Origin of the sequence: Prevotella amnii DSM 23384 = JCM 14753, from assembly GCF_000378745.1 — a bacterium.
GTDB lineage: Bacteria > Bacteroidota > Bacteroidia > Bacteroidales > Bacteroidaceae > Prevotella > Prevotella amnii.
Window position 1 is genome coordinate 80,633 of the sequence record NZ_KB905269.1, and the last position, 18,293, is coordinate 98,925.

Sequence of the window (18,293 nt, forward strand, 5' to 3'; positions counted from 1 at the left end):
AATAAAAGGTTATTTGTTTTTAAGCGATTGTAAAAATTTATCAGCCTCAATAGCTGCCATAGCTCCTGTGGCTGCAGCTACAACCCCCTGCCTATATATAGGGTCGGCTACATCTCCTGCGGCATATACACCATCTATAGATGTAGCTGTAGAGAAGCCTTTTGTTAGGATAAATCCATGTTCGTCCATATCTATTTGACCTTTGAAGAGGCTTGTGTTAGGACTATGTCCAATGGCGAGGAAGAAGCCGTCTATAGGCAAATCGAATTTTTCTTCATTTATCTGTCCTTTGAAGCGAACGAGATGTGCTCCTTCTACCCCGTTTTGCCCAAATAGTCCTACGGTATTGGTGTTATAAAGTATCTCTATGTTATCTTGTTTTTCCACCCGACGACGCATAATGTTTGAGGCACGAAGATAGTCTTTGCGTACAATCATGTATACTTTTTTGGCTAATCCAGATAAGTACATAGCTTCTTCGCAAGCGGTGTCTCCTCCACCTACAACAGCTACGGTACGTTTACGATAGAAAAAGCCATCGCAAGTAGCACACGCACTTACGCCTTGTCCGCGATATTTCTCTTCATCAGGCAGGCCAAGATATTTAGCAGATGCACCAGTGGCAATAATTATTGTTTGTGCTTCTATTTCTTTACCTCGTTCATCTTTAGCTATAAACGGGCGTTTACTGAGGTCTACTTCTACTATAGACCCTGGGCGTACATCTGCACCAAAATGTTGTGCTTGTTGTTTCATTTCAGACATTAGCTTATTAGCATCAATGCCTTCATGGAAACCAGGAAAGTTTTCTATTACAGTGGTAGTGGTGAGCTGTCCTCCTGGCTGTAACCCTTCATAAAGTACAGGCTTATGATTAGCTCTACCAGTATAAATTGCTGCTGTATATCCTGCAGGTCCACTGCCAAGGATTAAAGTTTGTATCTTTTCCATATTGTTTGTTTTTATTTTGTTTGCCCACTAAGGTACGGTTATTAATTGAATAATCAAAGTTATTTTATATTTTACTTTTTATTTTAGATAGGAATTGATGTTACGAAGTAGCATCATATAGTGAGCTTTTATATATGTGTTAGAGGTTGTTTTTATTCGTTCTTGCAGTAGTTTTCTCAGCTTTTGCGCATAGAAGAGCATAAACTCGTTGTTTCTTCCTACGGTAACTCCCCATAAAGGTTCAGGCTCTCCATTTCCTTTACCAAAGTTTAGTGATGTAGTTGCATAGTTCTCTGTATGTATGTTGTAAACATTAGCTACCTGTTTTACTTGTTCTATGCCCGATTTGAGTAATCGGACGAACATGCTTTGCATATCAATATCGTATTGATCGAGTTTTTCAGATGCTTTTATAGTTTTCTGAAATACATATTGGTATACATCTTCTAAATATTCTAAAGGTGAATATGATGTGGAATCGAGATAGAAAGACAAGTTTAGCTTTGAAGCAGCCATCATAGATAGAGCTTGTACGTCATGTGCCATAAGTTTGAAAGGTCTGTTTCCAGCGTATGGTAGCTTTTTTTCTAAGTTGTCATTTCCCATATCAGCGAACACTTTACCTTGCTTTAATAGCCAGAGTGCAGCAGCACGTTGCTTGGCTTTAGGTATAACAGTGTATCGTGGAAGTTTAGACGATTCGCTCGTTTGATATAGCTTAATGCCAGGAATATATGCATATACGTTATATATATAGCCGTAAGCCTGATTAAGTATTTCGTGATAAAGCTCGTTACGTCGTGTGCCATCATCATCATTATTAAGCCATTTGTCCATATTATCAATGATGAATTTAAGGTTTTTCAGTCCGTAAGTGCCAGCTTTAACAGGATCGTTACTGAGGTCTTCTTCAATTGAAGATGGGTCGTAGCGCGTGCTTCCCTGTTGTAGTCCGTAGCGGTACATAGGGTCTTTAGCGTGTTTCTCTATTAAAGCGTTTAGCTTGCTTTCATCGTCTTTATATCCCTTAGAGTGAGGAAAGAGTCGATAAGTCCAGTCTACAATATAATAGTCGTACACTCCTAAGTTAGGTGGTGTCATCTTTACTCCTTTATCTTCAGGCTGTGCTATGTAATTAAATCTGGCATAATCCATTATCGAAGGTGTAGTACCATAGGTATTTGTGAAGGTTGCCGATCGTAGAGAGTCGGTAGGAAAAGCATCAGATGCAGCCATGTTATGCATAAAACCTAAGGTATGTCCTATCTCGTGTGCTATGACATATTCGAGCGATTCTTGTAAGATATGCTTAGGCATGTGTGCTACTCGAGCTTGCGGATCGCATTGTGCTGTTTGTACGAAGCGCCAGTTGTCTATAGTGTTTATAACATCGTTGTACACTAATACTGTAGCATTTATTATCTCGCCTGTGCGAGGATCTACCCAAGAAGGACCCATGGCGTTTTCTACTGTTGTAGGTAGATAGCGTATGCATGAGTATTTAAAGTTGTCGGGATCGAAGTTTGGGTCGTCTTTAGGGAAGTCGCGCACTTGCATTACGTTCTTAAAACCTATCTTTTCAAATGCCTTGTTCCACCTTAATATACCTGCTTTTATAGCATCTTTCCAACCATCAGGGAAGGTGTTTTCTATATAGAACACTATAGGTTTTACAGCTTCAGATAGCTTCCCTGCAAAATAAGCCGCAGTATCTTTAGGCTCTATTCTCCATCTTTTTACGAAATAAGCTTTTTCTATGGCTCCATTGTCTTCTACGTCTTTTTCTATTTGGAATACTCCTATCCTTGTATCAGCAAGCCGTGGTGTCATAGGTGTTTCAGGAAGTAATGCTATGGTAAAGTTTACCCCAATGCTTACAGGATAGTTGTAAATGGTGTTTGCCTTACTTGATCCAGAGATAGTGGCAAGGTAGCTACGTTCCATCTTTATACATGCGTTGGTATCGAAAGTTTTAAGCGCAGTTATACGTGATAGATTTTCTTTTAGAGAGGAGCTTACCTTTAGCGACCCCGTTGATGTTTCTATAATTGGGAAGAAACGATTTTCTTTTAAAAAGAACGAGGACGCATCGAAAAGTACCGATTTATTATCTTTGCTACGTCCTTTAACTGGGAAAGTACAGAAGTCGAGATTATTATAATTTTTAGTAGAGCTTTTAGCTGCTTGTGCATTGTTATGGTCGTAGAAGAGGTCAGTATTGACTATTTGCATTACAACAGCACTATCTTTTTCTATGAAGCGTATATGTACAAGGTTAGAATTTTTAAATCCCAGTTCTCCTAACTTCGGATTAGATACTGATGTTATCGTGGCCCCGATGAGCATATCTTTCCCTATAGATGTGCGTGGTAGGTCTATAAGCAGCTTGCCATCGGTTTTGTAAAGCGATATGAAAGTCCCTTTACTACCCATTATAAGCTTATCGGTTAGTGCGTGTTCGTATGGTGTTTTCTTTACTTCTACGGTTTTGTTTTCATCTTTTTTCTTCTTTTTGAGGAAGTTGAAATTTCCTGCAACAGCATTAGTTCCTATAGTAAAAATAAGAAAGAAGAAGAATGTTTTGATATTATTTGTAAATGAAAAAAGTTTTCTCATTATTTATCCTCCAATTCTTTATTTACCTTAAAAAGTAGCATTTGATAATGTGCTTTAGCATCGTTAGGTAAGTTCTTTTTCAAGCATTTTTCTAACATAGGCTTCAGTTTAAGAAGACTACTATAAAAGTATATATCCGATCTATCTACCATAGCAGGAGTTATAGTTGGAGCTAAAGACGATGTTGGGTTGCCATATCCTACTGTTGTGGGTATAATGTTGTTGCTGTCTTTAAGCGATTTGCTTCCTATAGAGCTTTTCCCAGAAGATTTAGCTATAACCGATCGTGAGTAGGTAAGGAAGGTTTGTTGCAAGATACGTTCTTCTTGTGATGGTGCTTTACCTACGTATACGCTTTTAAAGATGCCATTAAAGAGATCATCGAAAAACTCTTTCTGTGTATATGCTTTGTTATCGAGGTGAGATGCCACAGCTACGCGTGTACGAGCTCCCATTAGTTCGTAACCAATAAACTCAAGTAGCTGGTCGTAGTAGCTAATGGCTATAAAGCCACGTTTCTCTAACGTAGTGTTAGCATGGTGCTTAAAGTGGCATGCTTCTGATAAAGCCCAAAGCAAAGCTTCTCGTTGTTTGCTTTTAGGCACTACTTGGTAGCGTGGAACTCCCGACGACTCTTTCATATCATTGAGATATATTCCTCCTACTAAGCTCATTACTTGTTTAAAGAAAGCATAATATTGCTGTGCTATGCTTAGGTATAATTTTTCTTTTATACGGCTATCTTCATCGTTTTTCACCCATGAGAGTATATTTTTCTGAATGGTATTTAGGTTTTGTATGCCAAGTTTTGCTCTTTTTATAGGGTCGTCTCCAAGTGCGCCCGGTTGCACACGAGGGTCCCATAATATTGTTTTTTCGCGATAATAGCGATATCTTGGGTCTTTTACTCGTTTATCTGTAAGGTCTTCTAATATTTTTGCTTCTTTAGACGCAGAGATTTTTTCTGTGTCGAAGTATCTATAATCCCACTCTATGGTATGACAATCGTACATGCCAGGTGAGTAGCTGCATAATGTAGCATTGTGGTCGGTAGGCTGTGCGATGTAGTTGTAATGTACGTCGTCCATGATAGAGGGTGTAAGCCCATTAGCTTTAGTGAATTGAGCTCGGCGTAAGTTTTCTACAGAATAAGTAGATGAGGCTCCAGGGTTAGGAAGTAGTCCGAGTGTTTTTCCTATTTCTTGTGCTACAACCATGGTGAGCCCTTCAGCGAATAGCTTGTCAGAGAGTTTTCCTGAGCGTGCTTCAGGGTCGGTGGCAGCTGTTTCTACGAAGCGCCATTTGTGTAGTAAGTATCTGATGTTGCTATTGATGAACACAGACGCATTTATTATTTCTCCTGTGGCAGGATTTACCCATGAGGCGCTAAAGGGGTTTTCGGCTTTGTTAGGCACATATCTTATGCAAGAGAAAGCGAGGTCGTCAGGGTCAAAGTTTTTATCGTTTTGTGGGAAATCAGCTACTTCGATAGCATTTTTAAATCCTGCTTTTTCAAAGGCTTTGTTCCATGCTAAGACTCCTTTCTTTATAGGTTCTTTCCATGCTTGTGGAAAGGTATCATCAATATAGAATCGTATAGGCTTTTCGGGCAGTGATAGTTTCCCTTTGGCATAGGCGTGTTTGTTTCTTGGTATGAGCTTCCAACGATGTGCTAAAAAGACGACATCGCTCTTTGACATATCATTTTTGAAAAATATTTTCCTTGTCGATGCAACACCTATGCGTGAGTCTATTATTCGAGGGCGCATATTGCTTTTTGGTAATAGCATTAAGCTGTAAGTTACCCCTATTGTGTTTGGAATATCGCTTGATAGAGGTATTGACAATATGGAGGCAGTGATATTATAATTGAAATCATTAGTAATGGTAAGGTTGTCGTCGAAACTTTTAATGGCTTTTGTGTACGACATTTCCGATTTAGGTGTTCCATTAATAGTAAAATCGCCATTTTTCTTAGGTATTATAGGTAGCAATGTACTTGGTTTGCCTAATAGCGAAGTTACGTCAAAAACTACCGCCGTGCTGTCATTGTTGTAGGCTTCTATTTTAAAACCTGTAAAAATAGGATCTCGGTAGCTTAGTGCGAGAGCCTCTTTCATTTGCAATGAAGTGTTTTTATCTTGGTATACGATGGTGTTAGGAGTTTTCATTACTATGCTACTGTCTTGCTTTTCAAAGTAGAAGTCAATGGGATTGAAGTTTTTCATGCCTACAGTGATGTATGTAGGGTCAGTAACAGAAGAAATGGTTCCTCCGAGTAGCATTTCTTTTTTCAGATATTTAAGAGGCAGCTCAAAGTAAAGTTTACCGTCTGTTTTATATATTGTAATAAATTTGCTGGTAGCTTTGTCTACCAGTTTGTTTTTGAAAAGTTTATCGAATTTTGTCTCTTTTTTCTCTTTCTTTTCTTTTTTCTCTTCTTTCTTTTTATTATCATCTGCATTAGCAGTGGTAATAAAGACACACGACAGCAATAAGATTATTGCTGTAGTGTATGTTCTTAATGATGTTAGTTTCATTTCTTTTATTTCGTTTCTGGATTACGATAGGTTATTTTTACTATTTTCCCTGTAATGTTTCTCTTCTGCCATATCATCTTGTTGTCCACTAAGTTGTAGCAGTAAATGCTTCCTACAAGGCTCCCTTTAGTGTTGTTGGTAGCTATATATAGCTTGCTGTCATCAGGAGATATGTATAGGTCTACGATGTTTTCAGACTCTTCGCCAACAGAGAAAAGAGGCTCTGTAGGGAAAGACCCATTTGATAGCACGTTGTACCCATATATCTTGTTTGCTGAAGAGTAGTAAACGAGGTTCTTGGTAGGTGTAGTGCATACTATAGAGTTTTCGTTTATTCCAGTGTTAGCAGGCATTTCCTTTTGATATATTATATTAGGCTCTTGTTGCTTTTCTTTCTTTGAAGAGAAGAATCCCGGGAAAATATGATAGAAAACATATTTATGAGTGTCCTTATTATATGTTATTAAGGCTATCTTTCGTTCTTGATTAATCCCTCCTATGCCTATTAGCGTCTGTTTAGAGAACTTGCCTTTAAGTATTTCATCAGGCGATTTAGGATATTGAGATGCTTGTACGAAGAGATGCCCTGCAGTGTTGTCGTAATAGGCTATGGCATGTGTGTAACGTAGGTCTTCACTCTTCCATAGTGTAGCAGCATTAGCAAAATTGAGAGTGTTGTCATTAACTTTCTTTTCCCAGTTGCTTGAGTAAGGTACGAGTGTAGCCGACGGACTTAGCATGCGTAGTGTTTTGAGCTTATCGTCTTCTTTTACTAACATTAAGGCAGGGTATCCGCGTGGGTCTCGCTTTAACCATGACACGTTGCCAGTGGCAGCTATCGAGAATCCTATTGTCATAAGGTTAGGGTTTAGCTCGTATATCTTAGAGGGATTGCCTACGGCTATGTACATTAGAGGCTTTCCTCCAGAGGCTACAGTGTAGTCGATAGCATTTGCAGTCCCTGTAAAGTCTGTGTTAGGATTGTTCTTTTTAAGCACATCTAATGCAAAAGTTTTCCCTTCTGCTCCATCTGGTATATATGAAAGAATGGCTTTTCCTTCGTGTTGTGCCAGTGCGTAAACGCCTTGTCCGTATGAGTATTGTACGTCGATATTAAATTCGTAGTAGCGTATATCATCACCGTTTGTTATTTTTAATCGTGCTGGAAATTTTCCAAAGTCAGCACATACATATTTGAGATCTTTCTCTTTAGATACCACCTTATAGTTTATTTCCCACTCATAGCTTATATCTTTTTGCTTATTAGTTTGTGCTACTTGTGGTGTTATGGTAAGTGTTTCCCACCTGTTGAGGCTGTAAGTTTTATCTAAAGGTTTAGTAAGACTTAACAGCGAAGATGAGTTAGCGGCTTCGGTAGAGTTGTCGTTTATGCAAGAGCATAACGACAAACTTATAGCGAATATCAATAGTAAGTATGCTTTCTTCATAAGTTTTTTGTTTTTATTGTTTTTCTGGATGCGCGTCAAAGTATTCTTTTATTTTTACTACATAACCATATAGCTTGTAAAGAGCTTCAGGTGGGTTATTGGTAACCCCATCGTATATACCTTTTACATCGCCGTTATAAAAGCCCAATAGCATTTTATGCTTTGCACGGCTATATGTTCCAATACCCCAAAGCTCTAAAACGTCCCAATAGTCGGGTCTCATAAGCACGTTATCGAAGGTAATGGTAACCTTGTTGCTTTTGCTAAATCTTGTACCTAAGTCGTTGGTAGGTATAAGGTTTAGTATTAGCTTTATAGAGTCGTTCTTCTCTTCAGAGAGGTTTTTTCTTATGAGCTTAATGGGTAAATAGGCTTGCATAGCACCTGCAGGGATACTATATTCAGGAGCTAATGCGCTATAATGTTCTCCGCTTTTAGCCGTACTTGCGCCATTAACAGCAACCTTGAATGTTTGCGCTTTGTCTATAAGTTTTCCTGCTAACCTCACCGGCACATAAACGGTGTGTGTTAATGTGTCGTCAGGTTTACCACTAAAGGAATAGTTTATAATAGAGTCGGCAGCAGTTTTATAATAGAAATATACTTGGTTATTTGTGTTATAATATCCGTCTTTGCTGTATTCTCCATTGTAGTCTATATTGCTGCATGCACTCAAAGCAGTGATGAGTGCTGTTGCAACAAGAGCAAAAATATATGTCTTTTTCATTTTCATATTCTATATTTTTTTTATTTGTTACCAAATTCTGTTTCATTCTCTGGCCAAGGTAATACAAAAATTTCGGTAGAAGGTGTAATGGTCTTGGTGCCAGTAAAGTCGGTAAAGCTTTTATTATAATGTTTTAAAGCATAGAATATTTGTCCTTCTCCGGGCATTTCTCTCATACGTTCATGTAGCATTTCTTTTTCAAAAGCCTCACGGTTGACGGTCTTATCGCTACTTACAGGGTCTAATCCTCTGCTTGCTCTTACCTTATTAAGATAGCTGATAGCTTCTTCTTTATTAGTATCGAAGAGGCTTTCGCTGAGTATATAATACATTTCAGGTAGGCGGATAAGTGTAAATCCCTGAAGAGGAAGTGTAGCTATTTGTGCTTCGCTCTCTAATAATCGTATAAAAGAGAATGTCTGTGTGCTTCCGGGAGTGTTGAGCTTGTAGAAAGAGGGGTATCTTATATCCGAGCTTGTTGCGGTAAAGGACGAGGTTTCGTAAAGCTTTTCGAGGTCGCGTCGTCCTTCGTAGAATGTTCCTCTTGCTGTTTGTGATAGGAACATTTGTGCAATCTCTTTAGAAAGGCTTGTGTTGTAGAGTCCAAAGATAAGTTCGTTAGTAGCAGGAAATCTTTTCACTCCATCCATAGATGTAAGTTTTTTCAAGCTAAAATTGTCTTTACTATCTACTACTATCTTGGCATATTTAGCAGCTAAGTCGTATTTTCCCATACTGTAATATACTCGTGCTTTAGTAGCAGCTACGGCATATTTGTTAAAGAATACGGCTCTGCCCTTCATATAATCGTTAGTAGGGTTCTTTTCTACGTTTACAACATTGTCGTTAGCAAGCAGCTTTTCAGCCTCATCAAGGTCGTTAAGTATGAGCTGATATGTATCGTGTAACGAATATAGCTTGCGGTTATTTAGGTCGAAGGACGTAGAGTAAGGTAGCCCTCGCGAAGTCTTAGTGCTTTGCAGATAGTCTTCGGCAAATAACCGGGCAAGGTCGAAGTGTAGGAAAGCTCTAAGCCCTAAGCATTCTCCGCGCATTATAGATAGCTCGGGGTGGGTAATCTCAGTAGTATTAATATGTTTTAAGATGTTGTTTATATATGATATAGCCTGATATTGACCGAACCATATACTATTAATAATACTTCTTACTTCTTTCTTTTTATAGTCGTATGCTCCAGCAAAATAAGCAGGCACGGAAGAAGCAGCATAGCCCGACATCTGTCCTATTTGGTCTACAAAGGCATAAGAGAGATTGCCTCCATATAAATCTGTTGTAGCCAATTTGCCATAAGCTCCATACATAGCGTCTCTGAAGCCACGCATATCGCTAAACTGTTTTTCTTGTTCTAACTGTCCTGCGGGCTGAACATCTAAGAAATCGCTACAAGAAGATAATCCTACGAGGGCTATAAGTAGGGTGATATATAAATATATTTTATTCATAACTATTTTTTGTGTTTTTACAATGACAATCTTACTGACAATTCTATACTTCTATCATAAGGGTAAGACAAGCCTCGCTCGCGTTTTACGGTAGACCAATAGAACAGGTCGTTGGCAATAAGCTCGAAGCGTAGGCGGTTAAGTCCTAAACGCTTACTTACCGTTGTAGGTACGTCATAACCTAAGGATAGGCTGCTAAGAGTGAGAAAATTGTTTACCTCTACAAAGCGTGATGTTTGCATAGGTACAGAGGTATCATCGATGCGCTTATATTTAGCATTGTCGCCTGTCTGTTTCCAGCGACTGTTAAACACACGTGCATCGGCATTATAACGTGGATCGGCACCTTCCACTTTGCTTGCGAGAGTTTGGTTATATACCGCTCCACCGAAAGAATATCTGAAAGAAGCACCAAAAGACAACGACTTATATGTAAGATACGATGTCATAGCACCTATACCAAATGGTGTTGTGTCGCCAAAAATAACCTTATCATTAGGGTCGTAAGTCATGGTGTAAGAGCCATCGCGTTTGATGTATATCTCGTTACCTGTGGAAGGATCGATACCTGCCGAAGGTACTACCTTTAGAGCTGTGAGCGATTGCCCTTCTTCATATATAGGAAGAGGGGTAACGCCTCCTTGCTTTTGGTTCTTTTCGTTTTGTGCCTTTAGGGCGTTACTTATCTTTTTTATCTTGTTTTTGTTGTATGAGTAGTTTACGCCTACTGACCATTGCCAGTCTTTTGTCTTTATAGGTAAGACGCGAGCCTGTAGCTCGAAACCTGTATTTTGTACCTCACCAACATTTTCGCGAGAGGTAGCAACACCTATAGAGGGAGCTTTGGTGATGTCGAGCAGCAGGTTGTCAGTGTTTTTTATATAATAGTCGGCAGAAAAATCGAAGCGTCCTTTAAACATGGTAATGTCTAAACCTATGTTATTGCTTAGTGTACGTTCCCACTTTAGGTTTGTGTTTCCTATTGTAAGAGGCACAGCACCTATACCTTTAACATAGTTATACCCATTAGCATAGGTATAAGTAGTCAAAGCCTGATAAGGCTCAAAGGAGATGTTACCTAAATATCCCATGCTGGCGCGTAGCTTTAATAGCTGGAAAGGAGAGCCTTTCATAAACTTCTCGTTGTGAATGTTCCACCCCGTACCAATACTCCAGAAAGGAGCGAAGCGAGAGTTTTTACCAAACTTTGATGACCCTTCATAACGATATATAAGGTCGAGGAAATATCTGTTGTCGTATATCGTGTTAGCATTTACGAAGAAGCCTACACCGTTATATCGTATATCTGTGCCTGAAGGCTTATTATTAGCGTAAGATGTAGCAAAAGAGGGGTGTCCCAGCTTGTCGGTGTAAAAACCTATAGTGGTGTAATCGGCACCGTCTACTGTAGACGATTCTATGCTGCTACCTCCCATTGCTGTTAAGAAGAGCTTAGGCAGAACGTAAGCATTATAAGATAACATTATCTTACCTTGATAGTTAGCAGTCTTGCTATTGCCATCTCTTAACGTACCACGTCGAGAAACATCAGCTTTGTTTTTTATTTCAAGAGCTGAGAAAGGTGATGTAAAGTTACGAGAGTTAAGTTTTGAGGTTTGGATAGAGAAGTCGCCATCTATACGGAATACCTTGTTTATCCATACCTGTAAAGAGGTAGTGTTAAGAAAGTCGAGATTGTCAGACTTGCTATAGCTCCCCAAAGATGCTTGATAAAGAGGGTTTGCAAGGTTATAATGTAACAACTGCCTGTATTCGCCATTCTCATCGTATGGGTTTTCGTATGGATTTTGTTTTACCCAGTAAGAGAAGTCGCCGTAAGGAGAATTGTTTGTCTTTATAGAGCTTAGGGTAGAGGTGTTTGAAATAAAAAACTTACCATCTATACCATAAGATAAGCGGAAGTTTGTAGACAAACGCTCACGGTTAGAACCCTTCATAACACCAGCATCGTTGCCATATCTTACGCCTAAACTATAACGGGCGCGCTCATCACCACCGTCTATGCTTAGACTATGTTGATGACTTATGGCGTTGCGTAGAGGCTTAGCTATCCAGTTAGTGTACACACCGTCTTTCACCTTACGATAGATGTCGGCATATTGCTGCTCAAGGGCATATTGCTCCTGAGGGTTAGTGCTGCTATATAGCCCGGCTAAGCGTTCATATTCAAGCTTTTCGGCTGCCCCAAGAAGGTTGTAGTCGCTAAGGTCAGGGGTAGAAAGGCGCACTGTACCATTATAGTTTAGCTTTAGTCTGCCACCCGTCATAGCTTTAGTCTTTATTACTATAACTCCTGCAGAGGCTTTAGCACCATATAGAGCAGATGCAGAAGCATCTTTTAGCACGGTAACGCTCTCTATATCGTTAACGTCCATATCATAAACATATTGCACATTAACCTGCGACCCATCAACAACAAATACTGGCATGTTTGCTGTTCCGTCGAAGGTAGCTCTACCACGAATGTTAATATCGGCGAGCTTGTTAGGGTCAGAGCCTGCTGTGTTGTTTTCTAACACCATCATGCCCGGTACAAAAGCCGAAAGACTTTCTAAAACGCTCTTTGTACCTACAGAGATAAGCTGGTCTCGCTTTATAGAGGTTTGAGCTCCTGTAAAGCTGTTTTTGTTTTTCGTTCCATAGCCTGTTACTACCACCTCGCCAAGCATCTCGGCATCTTCTTCTAAGACAAAGTTGCCTGCAGTGCCGTTCTTAACTGTTTTGTGTAGGGTTTTATATCCTATGTATGTAAAGCTAAGTTTGGCTTCCTTTTGAGTGGTTTCTATAGAGTAGCGACCGTCTATGTCTGTGATGTATCCACCATTAAAGCCCTCCATACGAATGGTAACACCGGGAAGAGGAATGCCTTGGGCATCGGTTATCTGTCCAGAAATGCCTTTGCTGCGGTTGGGCTCACTCTTTTGAGTAATAGTAACTACGTTTCCACTTATGGAATAGCTACATGATACCTGCCCTAACACCTGCCCTAACACGCTTCTTACGGGCTTGTCCTGAGCATTGATGGTAACATCGTTAATCTTGTCTATCTGCTCTGCATCGTAGACGAACTCTAAACTGGTCTGCTTGCCTATCTCGTCAAGGAATTGTTTTAATGATGCACGCTTCATATTAAGCGTAACATTCATCTCATTTACATTCTGAGCAGAGATTTGAAGACAAGGTAATACACAGAAAAGGATATTCAATAATAGAACTATCCATGTGTGTTTAAAAAAAATACTTTTTTGCATCTTATTCTCTATTTTCTGTTATGGGTTATATAATGTTTTATTTATTAAGATGTATCCTGTCCGTTAAAAACAATTAGAAATATGCTTTTAAACAAAAAATAAAATACAAAAGTAGGTATAATAGTTTAAAGATACAACAAACTGAATGAAAAATATTTATAAGAAGACTTAAATTAACATACCATAATAAAGCCCAAAGTGGTCGTTACTCCACAATGGGCTTATAGCTCTTTTTATATAGAATGTATATGTCTTTAAGCGTTAAAGGCTTGTAAAACGTTGTTTTTTAAGCTATTATTGGTAATACCATATTCTTAACTGTGGGCGTCGGGAAAGGTCTCCGGGGTTAGAACCGGGCTTGCCTTCTGGCACGGGAATGTTATGGCTTTTATACATATTGACAAAAACATCGGGTATTTTGCCGTTCTTGTCGCGGAAGGTCATAGGTATAGGGGTGAACACTAAGTGTCCCTTACTGTCTACGAACGACTTTTGTACCAGTTCGCTGCAATATAACTCGTTGTCGTCAGGAAGGTAAAGATAGTCGTACTTGCGCCCAATGTAAGACATGGCTTTCTTTATAGAAGCATGTACGTCTATATCTGAGGTTATTCTTCCTACGATGATGCGTGCGCTTTTGTCGCTCTTCTTAGCGCGCTCTTGAAAGTCTGCCATTGTGGTAAGCCTAACCTTCGGAGGACATGCCTCTAAGACGTACCCACAAGAACTTATGTTTACATATATGCCTACATGGTCTATTTTAAGCCCATCTACACCTGAAGTGACGTCGGTTATGGCGTTAGGCTTTCCTTTTGCAATAAAAAGAAGATCGCCGTCTTGGAGTGTTTTTACTAATGCTGGAGTGTCCTTTATCTTTGAAGAACAGCTAAACAAGGAAAGGAAGAAGAATAAAATAAAACTCTTCGATAAGATAGAAATAGTTTTTCTCATAATTTTCTCGTCTGTTTGTTTTGTCAGTAACATGAGTGCAAAAGTATAAAAGGAACAGCATAAAATAAAAAATTTTTATAGAAAATTAGCTTTTCCTTGTGATATTAGGTTAAAAAAAGCACAAGAAAGTGGATATTTAAACTTTTTTTTCTTACTTTTGCAGCGCAATAATCTTAATAAAATTAATAATAAGTAATAATTTAAGAAAGAATATATGAAGAGTAATATTTTTGTTTTTTAACGTATTTTATTTGCATATTTCCCATGAATTTTTACCCCCCCCCAGATTGTTTTAGTAGGTTGGCGAGTGATGACCATTTGGTTACTTTGTTGCGTTTGCATACGTGTGGCTTTCCCTAAATGGTGTTTTTCTTATTTTTAATGATACATTTTAGTTAGCAAGACACATACCTTGTGATAAGGTGAATGTGTGTAGTAAAAAATATTTTTTTATTTATTTATCAAATATAGATAAGGTAAACATTCTTTTTTTTAGATAGTGATGAAACGGAAATATATTGTTCCTGTTTGTAGTATTATTTCAGTGGAGGCTGAAAGTGTGCTTGTAGAGGTGAGTGGTCATGATAGTGGCATTTCTAATTATTCTCCTGGAAAGTTAGATCCGGAAAAGTCTGAAGACCCAAACGCTTCTGATAATCAGGATTACAGCGAGTATGAGCCATAGTGAGGTTATGTTATGGTTTTAAGATAGTTATAAAAAAGTAGTTCATTTTAGGTATATATAAGAAAATTATCAATAGAGAGCAAATGAAAAGTATAAAAATATTTTTCTTTCTAATGGTGCTTTTTACCATTAGTGTTAGCTGTTCGGACGAAATACTTCCCGAGCCTAATATAAAAGGAAAAGAAGCAAGTAAGAAATGTGCCACATCTGTTATTACCATTGAGAGTGGTAGTGCAGGGGTAGTTTTACCACAGAGGGATATGTTCTTATCGCAACAGCCTTCTTCGCGTGCCACTGTTGTCATGAACGAGATGTTTGAGCTTACAGAGGATAACAGTTTTGAGACAGACGCTTACCTTATCAAGGAAGACGATGAGGAAGACGACAACAATAATCGCAAGTTGGCATATCTGCATATTCGCTGGACAAGTAAGAGTAAAACCTTAAACGGCTGGCACTTGAGCACTTACTGCCCTAAGATAACCTTAGAGTGGATTAACAAAAAAAGTGTAGACATTAACCCTGGCGAAAACTGGTATATTGCTGGCATTGTAGGCGGAGATATGGAAAGAGAAAAAGGCATTCCCAACACTGTAGAGTTTTATGGGCAAGATGGTAAAAAGCCAAAGGTGCTAAACGGATCTGTTGCAGGTAGTAGCACAAAACATGAGTTTAATGTGCCCTTTGTAGCCAACTGGGTAAAGGTGGATATTAAGGGTAAGAACAAAATAGATTTCCATAACATGCGCTTTGAGCCGCAAGGTGTAGTGTTTAAGGTGAAGGTTAAGCGTAGCGATAAGCTGTTAAAGCCAGAAGAACACCAGTATATGTTTTCCAGTACTGGGCTGTCACCAAATGGTTTTTTCTGTTTTGTAAACTATGATAAAGAAAAAGATCCGCTACAGAAAAACTCTGTCAGAGTGTCGCACAAGAATAATGTAAAAGACTATTGGGTGTGGCACCACCCGACAGATGATCGCTATTTAGGTGAAGGACCTGAAACACAGATGAACAATCGTATTATGGCAAGCTTAAAAGAATATCAGTTCTCAAAAGTTTCGGAGCTGCGTTATAGATATACTTACTCCTCTGCTGAAGTAACAGGTAAAGACTATGACGAGTTTTATGTGTGGGGAATGCCTATAAACGGGGGCGAGTATGTAGACATCTTCTCATATAAAGGGAAGGGTAATAAGGATAAAGCTGAGTGCGACTATTCTAAGGCAAAGATCTCTTTAGATAATACTACTGCCATTACATCTGCTCATGGTGGTTTCATGCTGGGCTGGCTCAATGGTCAAGGCAAAGTACGGGGAGAGTTTCTCTGTGGCACACCGCATACTAACGAATACCAACGCGTAGATAGCTGGGAAGGTTATAAAGGAAAGGTGATAGAGGTAAACTTAAAGGAGATGTTTCCGGGAGATAACCGCTATAAGTGGCGTGTGCCGTTGGCACGTATGGCAAAATCGAACTTGGCTGTGCCTGAGAGAGTTTTTACAGAGATAGATGAAAAAGATTTAGTATTTACTAACGACATAGAGCCACACAGCGGAAAAGGAAAGTTTGATCAGAAGCATCTTCAAATATTAGTAGAAGCAGGGAAAGCACCTAAGGGGTATCATATACCATCTATACAGGAGCTTGGAGCGGCATTGCCCTATGTGACAGAAAAATGTTATGCCGATTGGCAGGTAATGAAAAAAGATCTTGAGGGCAGAAACCTTGGCTTTACTGATAGCAAAAGCCCTGAAGGTCCTCAGCTTGATGGCTATTTCAAGGAGTGGCTTCAGCTTAAAGACTTGCAAGGATTCTCCGCACCATCGCTCTACAACAGCATATATAAGACAGTAATAGACGGAAATAGTAAGGTGATATATGGCATACGCTTTGAGCATGTCCGTAGCAAAGATAACAAAGACCTCACGGGCAATCGCTATCGCTGTGCTTATCGCTTCGTAATACACACAGAAGACAAAAACGGGTGTAATGTAGATGGGCGTGGACGCAGACTTGCCATTACTGCACGGTGGATAGGTAACCTTCCTATAACCATTGACGAGATATCAAATCCTGAATATTGGAATAAAAACAACAGCAATGACGTTGTTCGCATACTTAACGATGACGGTGACAGTAAAGGATTGAAAATAATTGATGACGCTTGCTACTTTTCGGCAACGAAAAAACGAGAAGGTGACTTATACGACGACGGAGATCCTAATAAAGTTTATTATTGTCGCTATTTTCACCCCAATGGTTTTTATCGAGGTAATATGACAAAAGGATATGCAGTTAGAGGTTCTATCCGTTGTTTTGCTAACTGGTCTCTTAGCGAAAAAGACTCTATAGCGCCACGTCAGCAACGCATTACAGGGGCGCACAACGAGGAATATTATAAATAAAGGTTAGTGCTTTTCCTCCTTGACAAGATAACATTATAATAGTGTAGATGACGCTTTGATAAGCGTTCGCGTAAAAGGCTTGTTATCAAATAGTTATCTTTATGAAAGGAGTGCTTTTGTAAAAGGTGATGTTTTATAGCAGAAAAGATGATGTTTTAAGGGTTAAAAGGTGATGTTTTAGAGGGTAAAACATCACCTTTTATAAATGTATGGTTGTGGTATGTTTTTTATAGAGGTTTTTATAAGATAAAAGTGTCTATTACTTTAGCCACTCCGTCTTCCTCGTTAGATAGTGTAACATAGTCCGCTTTAAGGCGAATATCTTCGTTAGCATTCGCCATAGCTACTCCCAGCCCTGCGTATTTTATCATGCTAAGGTCGTTATATCCATCGCCACAAGCTATTATTTCTTCTCTTTTAATGTTTGTGAGCTTTAGCAGTTTGGCTATAGAGAGAGCCTTATCTACATTTAGTGGTACGCATTCAAGGAAATAATCAGCCGACCTGTATATGCTCATCTTCCCTTCGAGCGTCTTTGATAGTTCTGTTTCTAATAGGTGTAGCGGTGTAGGGTCTCCCACGATAAGACATTTGTTAATGGGGTAGACTATCTGTTTTAGAAAGTTGGGATATAGGGTTATGGGTAGCTTGTTGATACGTGCTTCTTCTTTCACATATTTATCTTGTGTAGAAGTAGCAGCTATTTCTTCTCCCTGATATGTAAGTATGTTCATGTGGTGTTCTATGGCTTTTTCATATAGCGTAGGAACAAGCTCTAAGGGTAGTGTTTGCTCGAAGAGTGTGTTGCCAGAGGCACAGTCTATAATCTTTGCTCCGTTAAAGGCAAGAATGTATCCGTGGTATTGTTTTAGTTGTAGCTCTTGTGCTAAGGGTGCTATGCCGTATGTAGGTCTGCCAGAAGCTAAAACGATGCGTATGCCTTGTTCTTGTGCGCGTATAAGTGCGTTTTTAGTTTTAGGGGTTATTACCTTTTTGTTATTTGTTAGTGTGCCGTCTAAGTCGAGCACTATCATTTTATATTTTTTCTTCATTTTGTTTTTTGGAAATATTTTTTTGTGTGTTAAAATATTTTGCAAAGGTAATCTTTTTGTATTGTATAAAGGTGTGTCTGTGTTTTTTGTTATGTAAAAATATGTATATGAAATGTGTGTTAAAGTTATAAAAAAGCTATATTTAACGTTTATGATAGTTTTTTGTGTGCCTGTTGCTTTGGT

The 18,293-nt window shown here is 38.9% G+C and carries 11 protein-coding genes; 2 read left to right on the forward strand and 9 right to left on the reverse strand.

From position 1 onward, the window contains the following. Positions 1–9: 9 nt before the first annotated feature. From trxB to F596_RS0102855, 8 genes are all read right to left on the reverse strand, one after another. A complete protein-coding gene (gene trxB, locus F596_RS0102820; RefSeq protein ID WP_019035789.1) occupies positions 10–951 on the reverse strand; it encodes a thioredoxin-disulfide reductase in 942 nt (313 codons plus the stop codon). A 78-nt stretch (positions 952–1,029) separates the two neighbouring features. Then, complete coding sequence (locus tag F596_RS12070) at positions 1,030–3,567, reverse strand: zinc-dependent metalloprotease (RefSeq protein ID WP_019035790.1); 2,538 nt, start codon at positions 3,565–3,567, stop codon at positions 1,030–1,032. Then, positions 3,567–6,107: a zinc-dependent metalloprotease gene (locus tag F596_RS0102830; RefSeq protein WP_019035791.1), complete on the reverse strand. Its 2,541-nt coding sequence runs from the start codon at positions 6,105–6,107 to the stop codon at positions 3,567–3,569. The genes F596_RS12070 and F596_RS0102830 overlap by 1 nt, the downstream gene beginning before the upstream one ends. A gap of 5 nt (positions 6,108–6,112) precedes the next feature. Beyond that, positions 6,113–7,555: a hypothetical protein gene (locus F596_RS0102835; protein ID WP_024992605.1), complete on the reverse strand. Its 1,443-nt coding sequence runs from the start codon at positions 7,553–7,555 to the stop codon at positions 6,113–6,115. Positions 7,556–7,568: 13 nt separating this feature from the next. Continuing rightward, complete coding sequence (locus F596_RS0102840) at positions 7,569–8,288, reverse strand: DUF4843 domain-containing protein (protein WP_019035793.1); 720 nt, start codon at positions 8,286–8,288, stop codon at positions 7,569–7,571. A 14-nt stretch (positions 8,289–8,302) separates the two neighbouring features. Continuing rightward, positions 8,303–9,745 carry a RagB/SusD family nutrient uptake outer membrane protein gene (locus F596_RS0102845; RefSeq protein ID WP_008446718.1) on the reverse strand — a complete coding sequence of 481 codons (1,443 nt, stop codon included), beginning with the start codon at positions 9,743–9,745 and terminating at the stop codon, positions 8,303–8,305. A 17-nt stretch (positions 9,746–9,762) separates the two neighbouring features. Beyond that, complete coding sequence (locus F596_RS0102850; RefSeq protein WP_019035794.1) at positions 9,763–13,017, reverse strand: SusC/RagA family TonB-linked outer membrane protein; 3,255 nt, start codon at positions 13,015–13,017, stop codon at positions 9,763–9,765. A 294-nt stretch (positions 13,018–13,311) separates the two neighbouring features. Beyond that, positions 13,312–13,968: a YiiX/YebB-like N1pC/P60 family cysteine hydrolase gene (locus F596_RS0102855; RefSeq protein WP_024992606.1), complete on the reverse strand. Its 657-nt coding sequence runs from the start codon at positions 13,966–13,968 to the stop codon at positions 13,312–13,314. Between the two features lie 502 nt (positions 13,969–14,470). Here F596_RS0102855 and F596_RS0102860 point away from each other — a divergent pair. Then, complete coding sequence (locus tag F596_RS0102860) at positions 14,471–14,653, forward strand: hypothetical protein (protein WP_019035796.1); 183 nt, start codon at positions 14,471–14,473, stop codon at positions 14,651–14,653. Positions 14,654–14,736: 83 nt separating this feature from the next. Next, positions 14,737–17,058 (forward strand): hypothetical protein, encoded by a 2,322-nt coding sequence (locus tag F596_RS0102865; protein ID WP_019035797.1) that lies wholly within the window; start codon positions 14,737–14,739, stop codon positions 17,056–17,058. Positions 17,059–17,297: 239 nt separating this feature from the next. On the opposite strand, the gene F596_RS0102870 is transcribed toward F596_RS0102865, so the two are convergent. Beyond that, positions 17,298–18,110: a Cof-type HAD-IIB family hydrolase gene (locus F596_RS0102870; protein WP_154648165.1), complete on the reverse strand. Its 813-nt coding sequence runs from the start codon at positions 18,108–18,110 to the stop codon at positions 17,298–17,300. Positions 18,111–18,293 lie beyond the last annotated feature (183 nt).